The sequence below is a fragment of the Methylobacterium terrae genome (assembly GCF_003173755.1).
GTDB classification, from domain to species: domain Bacteria; phylum Pseudomonadota; class Alphaproteobacteria; order Rhizobiales; family Beijerinckiaceae; genus Methylobacterium; species Methylobacterium terrae.
On record NZ_CP029553.1, the window covers coordinates 2848931 to 2864501 of the forward strand.

The following is a 15571-nucleotide window of genomic DNA, read 5'->3' on the forward strand; positions in this document are numbered from 1 at the left end:
GGTTCCCGTGAGCCTCCCGCCTGCCGGCGAAGCGTCCGGCACTGTCCGTGCCCCGAAGATCCGGCTTCCGGGAGGCGTTCAACCCTGCGGCGCAGCAAGCCTATCTGCAAGCAACGGGTTCAGCGACAACCCTCACCATGGACGAATTGTAACGGAACCGCGCAGAATTCGCGCGTGTTGATCGATCTCTGACCAAGAGGAAGAGGCCATGATCAAGCCGCTGATATCCACCGCTTTGTGCGCCGCCTGCCTGCTCTCCGTGACCCCGGTCTTCGCCGCCGAGAACACGATCCCGCAGGGCAAGCGGGATGAGATGTCGCAGAAATATACCGAGCAGCAGGTCAGGCAGCAGAACAAAGAGAACAGAGAGGCCAATCGCAACGTCGACAGCCTGATCACGAACCGAAAGTAGCGCAGCAGGGCCGGACCCGCACTCCGACCTCATCCCGAGGTGTCGGTCGATGGCAGATCGGCCGACCTCGCAGGAGGCCTCCAGGAGTCTCGACCGTTCCTGGAGCCCTCCTTCGAGGCCCACCTGTATGGGCGCCTCAGGATGAGGCCGCGGGCAGGACGGGTCCGGAGGCGTACGATCCGGGTTCTCGGTACGAGGACAGTGCTACTGCCCCCGCCGCGCCTGTGCGGCGAAGCGCACCGCTTCCTCGGCCGCGCGGAACAGCGCCTTGGCCTTGTTGACGCATTCCTGCTGCTCGGAGGCCGGATCGGAATCGTGCACGATGCCGGCCCCCGCCTGGACGTGCATCCGGCCGTCCTTGACGATCGCGGTGCGCAGAACGATGCAGGTGTCCATCTGGCCGTCGGCGCCGAAATAGCCGATGCAGCCGCCGTAGGGCCCGCGCTTCTCGCGCTCCAGTTCGTCGATGATCTGCATCGCCCGGACCTTCGGGGCGCCCGAGACCGTGCCGGCGGGAAAGCCCGCGGCCAGCGCCGAAATGGCGTCGTGCCGGGGGTCGAGGCGGCCCTCGACGTTCGACACGATGTGCATGACCTGGCTGTAGAATTCGAGGAAGAACGAATCCGTCACCCGCACGCTGCCGATCTCGGCGACGCGGCCGACGTCGTTGCGGCCGAGGTCGAGCAGCATCAGGTGCTCGGAGCGCTCCTTCGGATCGGCCAGCAGCTCGTCGGCGAGCGCCCGGTCCTCCTCCGGCGTCGCGCCGCGGCGGCGCGTGCCGGCGATCGGCCGGATCGTCACCGCGCCGTCGCGCACCCGCACCAGGATCTCGGGCGACGAGCAGACGATCTGGAAGTCGCCGAAATCGAGGTAGCACAGGAACGGCGCCGGATTGACCCGGCGGAGCGCCCGGTAGAGCGCCAGCGGCTGCAAGGTGAAGGGCGATTCGAAGCGCTGCGACAGCACCACCTGGAAGATGTCGCCGGCCGCGATGTATTCCTTGGCGCGGGCGACCATGCCGAGGAAGTCGTCGGGGGCGATGTTCGAGACCTGGGCGGGCGCCGGGACCTCGGTCGGGTTCTGCCGCGCCTCGACCGGCAGCGGGCCCTCCAGCGCGTCGGCGGCGCACTCGAGCCGCGCCACCGCCGCCTCGTAGGCGGCCCTCGCCGAGAGGCCGGCGACGGGGCGGATCGGCGCCACGAGCGCGATCTCGTCGCGCACCGCGTCGAACACCACCATCACGGTCGGGCGGACCAGGATCGCGTCCGGCACCCCGATCGGGTCGGGATGGGGGGCGTCGAGGCGCTCCATCTCCCGCACCATGTCGTAGCCGAGATAGCCGAACAGGCCCGCCGCCATCGGGGGCAGCCCGGCTTCCGCCGGGATCGCGCTCTCGGCGATCAGCGCCCGCAGGCTGTCGAGCGGGCCCGCGTCCTCGCCCGTAAAGGCGGCGAGGTCGGGAGCCGACGCGCGCTCGGCCCGGCCGTTGGCGCAGCGCCAGATCAGGTCGGGGTCGAGGCCGATCATCGAGTAGCGGCCGCGCACCGCGCCGCCCTCGACCGATTCGAGCAGGAAGGCGGCGCCCTCGCGGCCCGCCTTCAGCTTCAGGAAGGCGGCGACCGGCGTCTCGAGATCGGCCACCAGGGTCGCGCGCAGCAGGACCGGGCGGCCCGCCGCGTAGGCTGCCGCCGCGATCTCGGGGGAGGGGGCGACGAGCATCAGTACTCGCCGCCGATGGCGCGCCGGAACGCGGCGTCGTTGACCGAGACTCCGGCCTGCTTCTGGACGTCGGCGATGTACTGGGCCAGGATGTCGTCGGCGAGCGCCGTCCGGTACTGCTGCTCGACCGCGACCGCGCTCGCCGCACTCGGCACGAAGGCCGGCACGGTGGCGCTCGTCACCCGGAACACCACCCGGGCGACGCCCTCGCCGGAGGCGGCGCCGGACTTGCCCACCGGGGTGGCGAAGACGCGCGCGACGCCCTCGGCGCTCAACCCGTCGCGGCCCCGACCGCGGGAGAGGTCGGAGACGGTCCTGGCCTCCTGGCCGAGGGACTTCGCCACCTCCTCGATCGCCTCGCCCTTGTCGAGCCGCTCGGTCGCCTCGCGCGCCTTGGCAGCGAGCCGGCGGGAGACCTCGTCGGTCTTCCACTGCGCCTCGACGGCGTCGCGGACCTCGGCCAGCGGCTTGTCGTGGGCCGGGTCGATCTTGGTGACGTCGTACCAGACGTAGCCGCCCGAGCGGGTGCGCAAGGCCTCGTTGTCGGCGCCCATGTCGCTGCGGAAGATCGCCGCCAGCGTCGCGTCCTTGTCGGGAATCGCCTCGACGGCCTTGCCCTGCGGGTCGCGCCCCTGCGCGTCCACCGCCGGAACCGTGACGAGGGCCAGGCCCTGCTCGCGGGCGATGTCGGCGAGCGGCTTGGCGCCGGCGCGCTGGTCCTCGATCGTGTCGTGGACCTTTTCCAGCCCGTCGCGGGCCTTCTCGAGGGCGATCTCCCGGCGGACCTCGCCTGCGACGTCCTCGAACGGCTTGCGCGCCGCCGGCTGCACCGCGGTCACGCGCAGGAGCACGGTCCCGAACCGGCCCTTGACCGGCTCGCCGACGGCGTTCGCCTCGGCCGCGAAGGCGGCATCCGCCACCGCGGGGTCGAACAGCTCGGACTTGGTGAAGGTGCCGAGGTCGAGCGCCTTGGCGTCGAGGCCGCGCTCGGTCGCGACCTGGTCGAAGGTGACCTCGCCGCTGCGGATGCGGGCGAGGGCCGCCGCGGCGTCGGCGTCGTTCGGGAATACGATCTGCTGGATCGAGCGCTTCTCAGGCGTCCCGAACTTCGTCTGCTCGCTCTCGTAGCGGGCGCGCGCCTCCGCGTCGGTCACGGCGTCGGGCTTCGCCAGGGTCGCCGGATCGAGGACGAGCAGGTTCACGCTGCGGTACTCGGGCGCCCGGAACGCGCTCTTGCGGTCGTTGTAGAAGGTCGTGACCTGCTCGTCGGTCGGGGCCGGGATCTCCCCGGCGGCCGCCTCCGGCAGGGTGAAGGTCGCGGCGGCGCGCCGCTCGGCGGTGTAGCGGTGGATCGCCTCGCGGGCGGCGAGCGAGACCGGCAGCTCGGCGGTGATCGCCTCGGCGAGCTGGAGGCGGGCGGCCACCGCGCGCTGCTCCTGCACGAAGCCCTGCTCGGTCAGGCCGGCCTGGCGCAGGGTGTCGCGGAAGGTGTTGACGTCGAAGGCGCCGTTCGGGCCCTTGAAGGCCGGCTCGTCCTGGATCAGCCGCACCACCGCGGAATCGGGGATGCGAAGCCCCAGATCCTTGGTCTTCTGGTCGAGGGAGGCCTCGGTGATGAGCTGGGCCAGGACCTGCCGGTCGAGGCCGAGCGCCTTGGCCTGGTCCGGCGTGATCGGCCGGCGGCTCTGGCGCGACAGGCGCTGGAGCTGGTTCTGGTAGGCGGTGCGCAGGGCCTCGGCCGGGATCTGCGTGCTGCCGACGGTGGCGACCGCGTTGCTGCCGCCGCCGCGGAAGATGTCGCCGATGCCGAAGATGGCGAGGCCCGCGATCAGGAGGCCGAACACCACCGTCACCACGATCTTGCCGAGCCAGCTCTGGCTGGCGGCGCGGAACCCCTGGAGCATCGCGATCCTCGAAAACCGTGGGGCACCTCCCCGCGAGGGGATGCCCGGATCCGGCCGCGATACCGCATATGCGCCGCAAGGCAAAGAGCGGCGCTCCCCGGCGGGTTTGCCGCCCGGCGGCGGACCTGTTACCGGCGACGCCTGTCCATGAGATTCCTGTCCATGAGACGCCTGTCAAAGATCGGGGGAGACCCATGACGACCGAACGGCCGCGCCCGCTGGTGGCGGGAAACTGGAAGATGAACGGCCTCCGGGCCTCGCTGACGGTGGCCGAGGCGGTCCGCGACGGCCTCGATGCCGGGCTGGCGCAGCGCATCGACGTGCTGGTCTGCCCGCCCGCGACGCTGGTCGGCGCGACCGCCGCGGCGCTCGAGGGTTCGGCCGTCAAGGTCGGCGGCCAGGACGTCCATGCCGAGGCGAGCGGCGCCTATACGGGCAACGTCTCGGCCGAGATGCTGGCCGATGCCGGCGCGACCTACACGATCGTCGGCCATTCCGAGCGCCGCGCCTACCACCGCGAGAGCGATGCCGACATCCGCGCCAAGGCGCTGGCCGCCCGTCGCGCCGGCCTCGTGGCGATCATCTGCGTCGGCGAGACCCGCGAGGAGCGCGAGGCCGGCCGGACCCTCGAGGTCGTGCGCGGCCAGCTCGCCGGCTCCCTGCCCGAGGGCGCCACGGCCGCCGACACGGTGATCGCCTACGAGCCGGTCTGGGCGATCGGCACCGGGCTGACCCCGACGGTGGAGGACGTCGCCGAGGTCCACGCGCTGATCCGCCGGGAACTCGAGGCGCGGCTCGGCGCCGAGGGCGCCAAGGTGCGGATCCTCTACGGCGGCTCGGTGAAGCCCTCGAACGCGGCCGAGCTGATGGGCGTCGCCAATGTCGACGGGGCGCTCGTCGGCGGCGCGAGCCTGAAGGCGGAGGACTTCTTGGGGATCGCGGCGGCGTATCGCTGAGGCGCGCCGCCGACGACTCTCGCCCGCGCTCCCACCTCACAGGATGATCCCGGGGCTCGCCGTAGGCGTGAACCCGGGGTCCATAGCCCGCCAAGGCCGAAGAACGAGGCGGATCGCGTCCAATCTCCTGCATCGTCGGCGGTTCTGGATCCCGGTTTCCGCTTCGCGGCTCCGGGATGACGCGGAGAATGCGAGAGATCTCAGGAGGCGCACCGGCGAACGACAGTATTGGGCGCCGTCCACGGCCGATGTCCGGCGCCGTCACCGGCGGCCGCGATCCGCCGGGCGCACGGATAGAGCGCCAAATCCCCGCGGGCCCTGGTGGGCGGTGACGGGCTCGAACCGCCGACCCTCTCGGTGTAAACGGGTGGTGCGTCCAGAGCTTCCCTGTGCAGCCCTCGGCGTGCGATAGCCCTCCCCCGCTTTTGTTCTCGTTTGGTCCCCTGGTTTCTGGGGGATATCTGGGGGCTCCCCGGTTTGCGGGCGCCCGATCCGCTTAGGTCTAACGCATGCCCGCGCCCGACGCCGCCATACCACCCACCGTCCTCACCTGGTCCCGCGGCCTCGCCAGCCTGTCGCCGGGCGTCGTCCCGTGCCGCGGGCTGCGCCCCGACGAAAATCGCGGCGATCGCCCACGAAGGGGAGTGGACACGTACATATAAAAAACGTACAAGGATCGCACGGGGCAGCGCCCCACTTGCCCGGGAGACGATCCGGTGACCCAGACCCAAGCCGCCATCACCGCTCTTGATGTCCTCGGCACCGCTGAGGCTGGCGGCGCCAAAGCCAAAATCCAGACCGGATCGACGGTCGCCAGCGTGGCCGCGCTCTACGCCAGCCAGGCCGAGAAGCATCGCGGCTTCAAGGGCGCCTCCGCCGCCCGGCGCGCGGCCTCCTGCCAGAGCGTCGCCGACTTGCTTGCCCGCCTGTCGAAGGACGGACCGGAGGCGACCGACGGCCCGGTCATCACCTCCGCCGTCTCGGACAAGCAGCTCGAGCACGCCGAGCGCGTCGGTCTCCCGTCCTTCGTGCGCGGCTTCAAGGGCTGGCTCGCCCAGGCCGAGGGCCTGCGCGGCGAGAGCGGGATCGACGGCGCCGCTCTCGCCGCCGGCATCGCGGCGGTCCGTGCCAAGGCCGAGGCCGGCTTCCCGGCTGGTGTCTACCTCGACCTTCAGGGCACCAGCGGCTTCGGGACCGCGCCGATCTGGCAGGACGTGCTCCTGGCTGCGCTCGCGGTCCGCATCGGCATGGCCGACGATGCGGAGCCGAGGCACCTGGCGACCGCCCGCCGCATCGGCCTCGCGTGAGGCCGCCGTGTCGCTCCTCGTCCGCCTCGACGACCAGTGGCCGCACGCGATGCAGCATCCGCGCTGGTGGAGCAGCCTGACCGAGGATAGCTGGATGGTCGGCTCGCCCGACGAGCTCGCGGCCACGGCCGGCCCGGGCGTGATGCTGGTCTGGGCGGGCGGGCGCTGGTGCCCGATCGGACCGGGCGACTCCTTCGCCCACGTCTACCGCATCGCCCCGCCGCTCACGTCCGAGCAGGTCGCGATCCTGTGGCGGGACGCGCACGAGCGCGTCGCCATGTGCCTTCGGGCGGGGCATCCGGAGGGCATCCCGGGCGGACCGCTCGCGCAGATCGGCGGCTGGTCGGTCGGCAGCCGGGCGCCCTATGGCGATCCCGACCAAAGCGTGGCCCCGCCTCAGGACGCGGAATACGATCGCTTAGCCATCGGGCACGTCCAGCGGGATCGGCAGGGCTGGGCCTGGATGGGCGATTTCGCGATGCACCACTATTGGTGGCGCATCATGGGCCGGGTCGTCATCAAGGTCTGGGTGAAGGACGACGGCCAGGCCCGCCGGCGGCTGAAGCAGCGCTTCCGCAAGGTGCGTCCGGACGGGCGCGGTGCCTGGGATCTGCGCCAGACCGTGACGCACGCCATGATGGCCGAGTGGGTCGCCCGCGAGGCTGCCGAAGCGGCGGCGCTGGCGCGGCGGACAGCGATCGAGCGGCAGCGCTTCGAGGACGCGGCGGCCTTCTCGGGGCTGCCCGACATGGTCTCGGCCTCATCTCGAGATCCCGACATCTGGGTCATCGTGGGTGGGCCGCCGGTGACCGAGACGCACAAGGCGGCCGTCCGGCGCATCGGCACCCTGCTTCGCCCCCTCGGCGCATGCTGGACCGGATCGCACTTCTCTCTGCCGCGCACCGTGCGTGTGCTCGACGGTCTGCTCCGGATCGACCGGGAGCTTCAGGCCGTGGCCGGACGCGGGCGATACGTCCCGCCCCGCCGCCCCGGCGAGCCGGCGCGCACCGACAGCGATTACCTACGCTCCTGGGGAGGGCAGCCATGACCGTCTACGCCGATACCGCGCGGCTGCATGCCGACCTGCTGGCCGCCCTCCCGGATCAGCCGGACCTTGATGCGCTATTTGCCCAAGGCCGCGCGAGCGGCCTGCGGATCACGCGGGAGGCCGGCGCGGCGCGGGGCGAGCTCGAGACCATACGTCTGCGGATGCGCGAGATCACCGCCGACTGGCTGATGGCGGCGCGTGAGGCCGATGCGGTGGTGGTGGTGCCGAAGGCCGAGCCTGACATGCCGCGGCGCATCGGCCTTGCCGGCTACGTGGACGGCATCCCGGCGCACTACGGCCTGCCGCGGTCCACGGACGACGAGATCCGGGCGATCCTGCGCGCTCACCACGTCCTGCCGATCCTCGACGGTGTCGGGCTGCCCCTGCCGCCCGCCGCCCGCCGCTTGGCCGAGCTGGATGATGCGATCGTGGAGACGCCCGCGGAGGTGACCTCACCCTCTCGGCAGATCTCGCAGAGGCGCCGCCCGATGTCCGGCGACGAGCTTCGAGACGCCAGGCGCATCCTCGGCGAGCGCCTGGGCCTCTCTCGTCCGCTCTACTGCAGCGAGATCGGCGCGGCGCTCGACCTGACGGGCCGCGATCTCGGCCAGGCGGTGACCAAGTGGGAGAAGACGGACGGCCCCTCCGGGCCGGCTGCGACCGCGATCCGGGGGTGGCTGAGGGAGACCGAGCGCGGCTCCGCCCCGCCGGAGCTTGCCGAGGCGGTAGGGCTTGATGTGGCAGAGGAGCGGGTCGCATCATGACCGGCGGCGAGGCCTACAAGCAGAAGCTCCTCACAGACGACGGGCTGGACGCGGCGATCTCGGCCTATCTCGCCGACCCGTCGAAGCCGACCGTGCTCGAGATCGGGAAGGGGAGCCTCGACGTCGCCGCGGCCGTCCTGGCGCATCCGTGGTCGGCTGGTGAGCTGGCGGTGGAGGATGCAACGCCGGCCCGGCGGCGGAATGCGGTGAGGACCGCGATCCTGCTTGGGAGGTTGGCGTGACATGGCTCATCTTCGGCGACAGCCACATAGGTGCATTTCGGCATGCCGCAGAAAGCGGCTGGATCACGCGTCCATGCGAATTTTTTGAGGTTGGTGGGGCTACTGCTATAGGATTGCGCAACCCGAACAGTCAGACCCATGCTCTTGAGATATTCTCCTCACACTTAATGCCGGCCCGGCCCGACGCTATACCTGTCCTGCAGCTCGGCGAGGTCGATTGCGGTTTCGTAATATGGTGGCGTGCTGATAAGCTGGGAGAAGGGGTCGAAGCGCAACTTTATGCTTCTATCAACGCCCACTTGGGCTATGTGGACCAACTTATCGCTAGTGGTTATTCGCAGGTAGTCTTGACTGGCGCGGTGCCGCCGACCATTCAGGATGGGCAGGACTGGGGTGAAATTGCCAATATGCGCCGTGAGGTGACCACATCGATAGCGGAGCGGACTGAGTTGACCCATCGCTATAATGCCCTCCTGAAAAATGGCGCTCAAAATAGAAACTGCCCTTTCGTTGATATTACCCCAGCGCTACTTGATCCGGCGACTGGCGTATTAGCGGACCACTATAGATCAGATGACCCAAACGACCACCATTTGCATAGCGCACGGGCTGGCAAGCTTTGGGCTGAAGCTTTGAACCGGATTGAGGCTTCGGCCGCTACTTAGGCGGCGAGCAGGAGTTTGAGCGATGGCGTCCGCCTACTCCGCCGTCCTGGCCCACGCCTACGCCGTCGAGGTGCTGGCGCGGGAGGGCGTGACGGGGCCGCAGCGGCGGCACGCGGTGAAGACGGCGGTCCTGTTGGCGCCGGTCGGATGAGCGTCCCGGCCTATCTCGCCCTCACCTCCACCCTGGTCCTATCCTGCGCCCGGGGTGCGGTGGCGTGATCGAGGCGGGCGGCGCGGCGCCTCGACGATAGGAAGCGCTGGTGACCCACCCTCCTGCCGATCCCGAGCCCCTGCGTCATTTGTCTGAGGGCTCGCCGTGCCTTGAGGCCACGGCCGACATGGGGGAAGCATCGCTCGAAATCAGTCCTGAAGTATAATTCAGCGCAACGGATCTTACTATGCTGAAATCTAATCTAAACAGCAACAGTCCTGTCTTATCTGTTACATCCATATGAAAATCGTCATGCCAGTCAATTAATTTCGCATTCGATTGTAATATTTCACCCATGTAACGTATCGCATGCGACTGTGCATCTTGCCAATTAGGTAATTCTGCACCCTCAGGATCGAGAACAGCGGCGCTATCAAAAACATGAAAGTAGAAGCGAGGCATTTTTGCTCCAGCCGATAAATGGCGGGAGCCAACGCTCTCACTCATAGACGTGCCAATTAATCGTTGTCTACGATTGCCGTCGATCTAACACACCGGCCGATGCCGCGCTCACCCTTTTGTTACGCAGATTGATTTCTGTCCTTTATGTCGCACCCTGCGAGAAGTTGATCGGTTTGGGGGCGTCCGCATTCCGCGCTGAGGCCCGCTGGGCCACAACGATGCGAAGGCTTCATTGGATGATCGCGCTGACCCTCGGCACCTCGCTCAGCCGTGTCGTGAAACGCGGCGAGCGCATCTCGAACTTCGTCGACCAGGTGCGCTTCTCGACGAGCCCCGCCCGCGCCGGCACCACGGCGCCGCGGCCGAACCGGCTGTTGCAGGCATCCATCGCTGCCATCAACGCGCCAGACTTCTCCCGGTCGAAGTTGTCGAACAGCGGGCGGGGCGCCTCGTCGAGCGGCACGAGGTCGGTTGTCACCAGCCCGGCCTTGCTGTAGCGCCAAGGCGTCGGCCCCTGCTCACGCCAGGTCATTGCCACGCCGCGGATCGCCGCATCGATCAGATGGCGACTGTCGTTCGTCGCTTCCGGCAGATGCACCACCTTCGAGGCCGAGCGCATCGGCTCGCCGCGGTCGTGCTCGCTGGTGTGATAGAAGACCGTGACAGCCGAGACCGCCAGCCCGTCGCGCCGCAACTTCTCGCCGAGGCGCGTCGCGTGGGCCGCCACCGCCTGCTCAAGCACCGTCCGCTCGGCGATGCGCTCAAGCGCGCCGAGGCGATCGCCAGTCGGATGCCGGGCGCGGCGGCCCTGCGGATCGTCGCGGACGACGAGACAGGCGAGCTGGAGAGCGCGACGATCCTCGGCCAGTTCGGCGAGGTGCCGGAGGACTTCGCGGAGCAGGTCAGTGGCGGGTGACGGCGCGCGCACGAAAAACCCGCCGCGGCGGGGAGCCGGGCGGGCCAGTCGGATCGAACATGCCCCAATGAGGGCTCCACAACCTTGCGGTGTCATGGCTCGATCCACCACCTCCGAAAATGCATGGTGCTGGCGCGTTACGCTCAAGGCGATGTGCAAGGGATCGGAGGCGTCCTGACTGGCGGCAGAGGATGCCGCTGGTCCTCGTCATCGGCCGGGACGTGTCGTGGCCGGATGGGTGGGAGGAGCGAGGAGCCGCCGTCGCCACCCTTGGGTGTATCATGAGCGCTACAGATTGAAGTTTTCCGATCTTATCTCGGAAACGCTCATCCTCCTACGGCCTAAGACAATTGACCTATCCGCGGAGTCAAGCCAGGAGGATTGTGCACGACGCTTACGTTTTGCGTGGGCGATGAACTCCGGGGGGAAAATCAATGGCGGCCGGTATCGGGAGCAATCCATTTTTCCAGTATCAATATTTCAACGCCGCCAATGTGGCATCGGTTCAGGCACTAGCTTATTCAAACAGTGGCTCAGGGTCTGCAACTTTCAGCGCCCTAAATTCTAAATACGGGACATATAAACAGTACGCTCTGAACAATCAGGGGGAGGACACGAGATATCTCTACGGAGTAAACGCAGACGGCACCAATACCTATATCGGCCTTCTATCTACACCCTCGACGGTGATCGGCGTTCAGCGCATTGGAATTACGCAGCTGGATACGCGCGATCTGTTCCTGCTTCAGAGCACAAGCGGTGATACGGTCGCTTTTTCGAATAACCCGATCACTCCCGGCAGTTCGGTGACGTTCACTCCGCAGCAGGGCGATTACATCGCGCCGGTGTGCTTCACGACCGGCACCCTGATCCGCACCGCCCGCGGCGAGGTCGCCGTCGAGGACCTGCGGGTCGGCGACCGCGCCGTCACCGCCTCCGGCGCCCTTCGTCCGATCGTCTGGATCGGGCATCGCGCCATCGCGGCCGCCGGTCCGCTCCTGCCGCACGACCAGCAGCCGGTCCGCATCCGCGCCGGCGCCTTCGGGGCCGGGCTCCCGGCCCGTGACCTGCGCCTCTCGCCCGGCCACCCGGTCCTCGTCGGCGCCGAGGCCGGGAACGAGGGCGGCCACCTCGTGCCGGTGATGTGCCTGATCAACGGCACCACCATCGCCCGCGAGCCGGTGGCGGCCGTCACCTACTGGCACGTCGAGCTCGACAGCCACGACATCCTGCTCGCCGAGGGGCTTCCCGCCGAGAGCTATCTCGACTGGGGCGACCGGCCGTTCTTCACCGAAGGCTCCGATCACGCGCTCCACAACCCCGACTTCGTCGTGCCGGGTCTCGCCGCCCGCTGCCGGCCGGTGGCGGTCGACGGGCCGGTGGTCGAGGCCGAGCGGGCGCGCCTGTCGGGCGTGTTCGCGGCGGCTCTGGGAGCCGACTGCGCCTGGGACGAGGCCGAGCGCTTTACCTGGGTCGCTGCGTAGGCCCAGAGACAAGAAAGCCCCGCTCGGCGACTGCCGGCGGGGCTGAAGGTCGTCTCGGGGTCTCGATGAAGTCGCTGGTCAACGGTCCGGCGACGCAGAGGGTTCCCAGGTCAGCCCAGGCCCTGGCCGAAGATCGCACCCGCTTCGGTCCATCGATCGATCGCGTAGCTCGCCAGCACCATCATGAAGATGGCGACCGCAACCACAGCGCCCCACCGGATCCAACGCTGCGGCGGCACCCGCTCCTCGCCGATCGCCTCATCGGCGATCAGGTGGAAGTAGGCACCACAGGCAACCAGGAAGAGGCCATAGGCCACGATCGTGGAGTTCGCGAGCCACATCGGCTGATCAAGCCAGCGCCACACGATCGACCACCAGCGCCCGAGCTGCGTTCCCGCCCAGGACAGGAAGATGCCGAGCGCCAGCCAGTGGACCTTGTTGAGCGGCAGGCGACCGAACACGATGTCCCGGGTGGTCGTGAAGTAGGCCACGCACACCCCGGCCGCGAGCGCGACGATGGCGGCATTCAGGATCCCGATCAGGGTCTCGGCGTCGAAGACCAGAGCCGCGCCCAGGAACAACGCGTTGGGCAGCACGAACAGCAGGGACAGGCGTGACGTGAGGATGTGCTTCATCGATCCCGTTCCAGGAGAGCGTTGAGAGTGGCGATCTGCCGGTTGCGGTGCTCCACTCGCCGCTCGGCGGCATCGACCGTGACGCGCATGTCCTCGACCCGACGCTCCTGCTTACGTGCCGCGTTCTCCAGTTCGAGCGCCGACAGCGCGTGGAGTTCTGCGGCACGGCGCAGGTTGGCCCCCGCGTCGGAGCAGCGAGCCGGGAAGAGGCGGTCGAGAAGCATCTGGATCCTCCGTCGGATCATCACGCGCCTCCACGGCAGATCGTGTCGATCCGACGCTGGATCTCGCTCATCCTGTCTCGGATCCGCTCGTCGCTGCCCTCCATCTCCTTCTGGAGCAGGGCGAGCATGCGCAGGATCTCGGTCTGCCCGGCACGGATCGCGTTGAGACCAGCGGCTGTCTCGATGTTGGTGCTGGCTTGGCGCTCCAGCGCAGCCGTGTTGATCTTGGCATCGGAGACCCGGGCCTCCTGGCAGCCCTGCACGAGCTTGTGCAGGTAGACGACCACCGCGCACAGCAGGCCTATCGCGCCGTAGGGCCCATAGTCCCTGAGGAGCGCGGCGATCTCGATGCCGGTCACCTACCGCTTGCCCCATCCGCACACGGCAACGCCCCGGGCGTTGTGCGCCCGGACCTGCCGGCGGGTCTCCGGCGTGTCACGGACGCTGTAGGTGATCGGTCGAGCGGTCTGGCAGAACCGTGCCGCGTCGACCTGGATCTCGGGACTGGTGCAGGCGAACACGAAGAAGCCCGCGGCGGCGCAGGTGAAGGTCATGTTCCGTCCTTTCGCAGGAAGGGGTCATCGGGATCCTCGGGCGCGGCCGTGGCGGCTTCGGCCGCTGCCTGCGCTTCGGCTTCCTGGTGCTCGGCTTCGCGCCGGCTGTCCTCGGCCTGTGTCTTGGCACCGAGATCCCGGAAGGCCTTTTCCGCCTCCCGGTTCGCCAGCCACTGCGTGACGATCTTGGCGACGAGGCTGAGCGCCAAGGACAGCCAGCCGGGCATCAGCCGGTCACCACCTTCGGGCCGGCCGCCTCGGCGATGTGCTGCGAGGTCGTGACGATCTGGGCCACCTGCGGCACGGCCGCGGCGCTCTGCACCAGGGCGGTGTTGCGGCGGGCGTAGAGGCCCCAGGCGGTCACGGTGATCGTCACGATGGCGCCGGTGACCGCGGTGGCGGTGTCGGCATCAATCCAGCCGCGGCCGACGGCAATGCCGCCTCCGAACTGCAGGATGGTGCGCAGCAGAGAGGCGATCTGTTCACTGTTCATGACGATGTCCTAATTGTGGGGTGCTCGGCTGGCCCGGCCGGCGCGGGTATTTGATCGACCTCTGACCCGGACACATTTTAGCGCAGGGCATCAAGGGCTTAGGTCTTGACCGGGTTTTGATCGCCCGGCCGGCGCGGGTGAACTGCCGCGAAATCTGCGGCGGTTGGTCAGCGGGTGCGCCGCCCGCCGAGCGCCTGGCACCGGTCCAGCGCCTCGTTGATCGCCCGCTCGATCACGATCTGCATCTTCGTGATCCGCTGCGTCGGGCGCTCGCTGGTCGGCTCGTCGATCAGGGCGTCGATGTGGCGCGCTGCAGCCAGCGCGATCCGGTCGACGGGCGGATCCTGCGCGTCGCCGAGGGGCATCGGGCCGGCGATCGGGGCCGGCATGACCGGTTCGTTCGGCGGGATGAGCCGGCGGGCGGGCATCACGCAGCCATCGCCTTCCCGCAGGTCGGGCACTTCGCGGGCGCCGCGGACGCGGGCTCGGCCGCCATAGCGAGCGCCGCCTTACGCACCTCCTCGACCCGGCGCGACCAGCCCTTCCCGAACCGCGGCCAGGTCGACAGCTGCCGCAGGAACGCCAGCCGGCCGTCGCACAGGGCGTCGATCAGGTCGGCGGGCTTGTGCCGCGCCACGGCCGCCAGGGTGAGCGGCCCGAGCGCGCCGTCGTCGGCGATCTGGAGCGCACGCTGCAGCCCGATCACCGCGCGCTTCGGGCCGCTGTTCACCGCGAAGTCGAACAGGGCGTAGCCCAGGCCGGGCGGAAGGGCGTCGCCCTGGATCGCGTCCCAGAACCGGCGCCGGTAGATCGGCGCGACGGTCGCGACCGTGAGCGCCTTGACCTCCGCCTTGGTCGCCGGACGGCCGAGCCACAGGCTCAACGTGCCGATCGTCACCCCGAGGTTGGTGGCGCCACCCGGGTCGGCCGGGTCGTCCACGTAGCCGCCCTCGTGCTTCAGGACGAGCGGAAGCGCCCGCTCGAATGTGCTCGCGGTCATCGGGATCTCCAGATTGTCGAGGGGGCTTACGCCTTGGCGAGCGCCCGGCTTGCCGAGGCCCGGGGAGCGCGCGACGGCGAAGGGGCGGGAGCAGGCTCGGCGGCGCCCGGTTCGGAGAGCGGCAGCCGGACGATCGCCGCGATTTCCGACAGGGCGATCCCGGGGATCTGCAGCACGGTCTGGCCCGGCTTGTTCTGCTGGCGCAGTTCTAGCGAAGCGATGCTGTTGCCGTCGCTGCCGATCTTCCACTCTTCGACGCCGTCGATGACGAACGAGCCGCCGGAGCGCAGGAAAAATTGCAGCTTGGCGACCGGCTTGGGGGCGCCGGCGCTCACGGCAGTACCTCGAGGTTGGCCGTCGCGACCGGGAACTGGATCGTCATGCCCGACGCGTTGACGCCCATCAGGGTCGTCAGCGGCGAGAACTCGGGGTCGCAGAGCATCACGATACCCACATCGCCCGTCAGGAAATCGCCGGGGATGCCGTCGCGCCGGTCGATCTTGACCCGGTCGCCGGGCTTGAAGGGCGCCTCGCGGGTGCGCCGCTCGTACTCGGCCTGCACGTGGTCGGCGATCGCCTCCGGGGTGTCGAGCGTGCGCTTCGTGGTCTCGGTCACGGTGATCATGGGGTGGCTC

Annotated in this window: 23 protein-coding genes and 1 pseudogene; 10 read left to right on the forward strand and 14 right to left on the reverse strand. The window is 69.0% G+C overall.

Annotated elements, in window-relative coordinates; genetic code table 11:
• The first annotated feature begins 208 nt into the window (after positions 1 to 208).
• A complete protein-coding gene (locus tag DK419_RS12915) occupies positions 209 to 412 on the forward strand; it encodes a hypothetical protein (RefSeq protein WP_109959432.1) in 204 nt (67 codons plus the stop codon).
• 204 nt (positions 413 to 616) lie between these two features.
• On the opposite strand, the gene trpE is transcribed toward DK419_RS12915, so the two are convergent.
• Both trpE and DK419_RS12925 read right to left on the reverse strand, forming a co-directional pair.
• Entirely contained in the window at positions 617 to 2131 is a 1515-nt protein-coding gene (trpE, locus tag DK419_RS12920; protein ID WP_109959433.1) for an anthranilate synthase component I, read from the reverse strand.
• Positions 2131 to 4035 carry a peptidylprolyl isomerase gene (locus DK419_RS12925; protein ID WP_109959434.1) on the reverse strand — a complete coding sequence of 635 codons (1905 nt, stop codon included), beginning with the start codon at positions 4033 to 4035 and terminating at the stop codon, positions 2131 to 2133. The genes trpE and DK419_RS12925 overlap by 1 nt, the downstream gene beginning before the upstream one ends.
• A gap of 194 nt (positions 4036 to 4229) precedes the next feature.
• Between DK419_RS12925 and tpiA the strand changes: the two genes are divergently transcribed.
• From tpiA to DK419_RS29815, 7 genes are all read left to right on the forward strand, one after another.
• Positions 4230 to 4991, forward strand: a complete 762-nt coding sequence (gene tpiA, locus DK419_RS12930; protein ID WP_109959435.1) for a triose-phosphate isomerase — start codon at positions 4230 to 4232, stop codon at positions 4989 to 4991.
• Between the two features lie 716 nt (positions 4992 to 5707).
• Complete coding sequence (locus DK419_RS12935; protein WP_109959436.1) at positions 5708 to 6298, forward strand: hypothetical protein; 591 nt, start codon at positions 5708 to 5710, stop codon at positions 6296 to 6298.
• Between the two features lie 7 nt (positions 6299 to 6305).
• Positions 6306 to 7346: a hypothetical protein gene (locus tag DK419_RS12940; protein WP_109959437.1), complete on the forward strand. Its 1041-nt coding sequence runs from the start codon at positions 6306 to 6308 to the stop codon at positions 7344 to 7346.
• The gene (locus DK419_RS12945; RefSeq protein ID WP_109959438.1) at positions 7343 to 8110 is read left to right on the forward strand and encodes a hypothetical protein; all 768 of its coding nucleotides are present in this window, start codon (positions 7343 to 7345) and stop codon (positions 8108 to 8110) included. Before DK419_RS12940 ends, DK419_RS12945 begins: the two co-directional genes overlap by 4 nt.
• Complete coding sequence (locus DK419_RS12950; protein ID WP_109959439.1) at positions 8107 to 8352, forward strand: hypothetical protein; 246 nt, start codon at positions 8107 to 8109, stop codon at positions 8350 to 8352. The genes DK419_RS12945 and DK419_RS12950 overlap by 4 nt, the downstream gene beginning before the upstream one ends.
• Entirely contained in the window at positions 8349 to 9017 is a 669-nt protein-coding gene (locus DK419_RS12955) for an SGNH/GDSL hydrolase family protein (RefSeq protein WP_245442942.1), read from the forward strand. The genes DK419_RS12950 and DK419_RS12955 overlap by 4 nt, the downstream gene beginning before the upstream one ends.
• Positions 9018 to 9039: 22 nt before the next feature.
• Complete coding sequence (locus DK419_RS29815) at positions 9040 to 9168, forward strand: hypothetical protein (RefSeq protein ID WP_280953936.1); 129 nt, start codon at positions 9040 to 9042, stop codon at positions 9166 to 9168.
• A 144-nt stretch (positions 9169 to 9312) separates the two neighbouring features.
• Here the strand turns inward: DK419_RS29815 and DK419_RS12960 are convergent, their stop codons facing one another.
• On the reverse strand, positions 9313 to 9630 hold the full coding sequence (locus DK419_RS12960; RefSeq protein WP_208642313.1) for a DUF6894 family protein: 318 nt from the start codon (positions 9628 to 9630) through the stop codon (positions 9313 to 9315).
• A gap of 229 nt (positions 9631 to 9859) precedes the next feature.
• A pseudogene (locus DK419_RS12965) lies at positions 9860 to 10390 on the reverse strand (DUF4113 domain-containing protein); the annotation flags it as partial.
• Between DK419_RS12965 and DK419_RS29455 the strand changes: the two are divergent.
• Together DK419_RS29455 and DK419_RS29460 are read left to right on the forward strand one after the other, a co-directional pair.
• Positions 10346 to 10546 (forward strand): hypothetical protein, encoded by a 201-nt coding sequence (locus DK419_RS29455; RefSeq protein ID WP_245443008.1) that lies wholly within the window; start codon positions 10346 to 10348, stop codon positions 10544 to 10546. The pseudogene DK419_RS12965 and the gene DK419_RS29455 overlap by 45 nt on opposite strands.
• A gap of 806 nt (positions 10547 to 11352) precedes the next feature.
• Positions 11353 to 12030: a Hint domain-containing protein gene (locus DK419_RS29460; protein WP_245442943.1), complete on the forward strand. Its 678-nt coding sequence runs from the start codon at positions 11353 to 11355 to the stop codon at positions 12028 to 12030.
• 110 nt (positions 12031 to 12140) lie between these two features.
• Here the strand turns inward: DK419_RS29460 and DK419_RS12975 are convergent, their stop codons facing one another.
• The 10 genes from DK419_RS12975 to DK419_RS13020 form a co-directional block, all read right to left on the reverse strand.
• Complete coding sequence (locus DK419_RS12975) at positions 12141 to 12665, reverse strand: hypothetical protein (protein ID WP_109959443.1); 525 nt, start codon at positions 12663 to 12665, stop codon at positions 12141 to 12143.
• Positions 12662 to 12889 carry a hypothetical protein gene (locus DK419_RS12980; protein ID WP_162561200.1) on the reverse strand — a complete coding sequence of 76 codons (228 nt, stop codon included), beginning with the start codon at positions 12887 to 12889 and terminating at the stop codon, positions 12662 to 12664. The genes DK419_RS12975 and DK419_RS12980 overlap by 4 nt, the downstream gene beginning before the upstream one ends.
• Positions 12890 to 12909: 20 nt before the next feature.
• Positions 12910 to 13248 carry a hypothetical protein gene (locus DK419_RS12985; RefSeq protein ID WP_109959445.1) on the reverse strand — a complete coding sequence of 113 codons (339 nt, stop codon included), beginning with the start codon at positions 13246 to 13248 and terminating at the stop codon, positions 12910 to 12912.
• Positions 13249 to 13443, reverse strand: a complete 195-nt coding sequence (locus DK419_RS12990; RefSeq protein WP_109959446.1) for a hypothetical protein — start codon at positions 13441 to 13443, stop codon at positions 13249 to 13251.
• Positions 13440 to 13670, reverse strand: coding sequence for a peptidoglycan-binding protein (locus tag DK419_RS12995; protein ID WP_109959447.1), 231 nt, complete (start codon positions 13668 to 13670; stop codon positions 13440 to 13442). Before DK419_RS12995 ends, DK419_RS12990 begins: the two co-directional genes overlap by 4 nt.
• On the reverse strand, positions 13670 to 13936 hold the full coding sequence (locus DK419_RS13000) for a Pam3-gp28 family putative phage holin (RefSeq protein ID WP_245442944.1): 267 nt from the start codon (positions 13934 to 13936) through the stop codon (positions 13670 to 13672). The genes DK419_RS12995 and DK419_RS13000 overlap by 1 nt, the downstream gene beginning before the upstream one ends.
• A gap of 167 nt (positions 13937 to 14103) precedes the next feature.
• Positions 14104 to 14325: a hypothetical protein gene (locus DK419_RS13005; protein WP_162561201.1), complete on the reverse strand. Its 222-nt coding sequence runs from the start codon at positions 14323 to 14325 to the stop codon at positions 14104 to 14106.
• Between the two features lie 38 nt (positions 14326 to 14363).
• On the reverse strand, positions 14364 to 14936 hold the full coding sequence (locus DK419_RS13010; RefSeq protein WP_109959449.1) for a glycoside hydrolase family 108 protein: 573 nt from the start codon (positions 14934 to 14936) through the stop codon (positions 14364 to 14366).
• Between the two features lie 26 nt (positions 14937 to 14962).
• The gene (locus DK419_RS13015) at positions 14963 to 15271 is read right to left on the reverse strand and encodes a hypothetical protein (RefSeq protein ID WP_109959450.1); all 309 of its coding nucleotides are present in this window, start codon (positions 15269 to 15271) and stop codon (positions 14963 to 14965) included.
• Positions 15268 to 15561 (reverse strand): hypothetical protein, encoded by a 294-nt coding sequence (locus DK419_RS13020; protein WP_109959451.1) that lies wholly within the window; start codon positions 15559 to 15561, stop codon positions 15268 to 15270. The genes DK419_RS13015 and DK419_RS13020 overlap by 4 nt, the downstream gene beginning before the upstream one ends.
• Positions 15562 to 15571 lie beyond the last annotated feature (10 nt).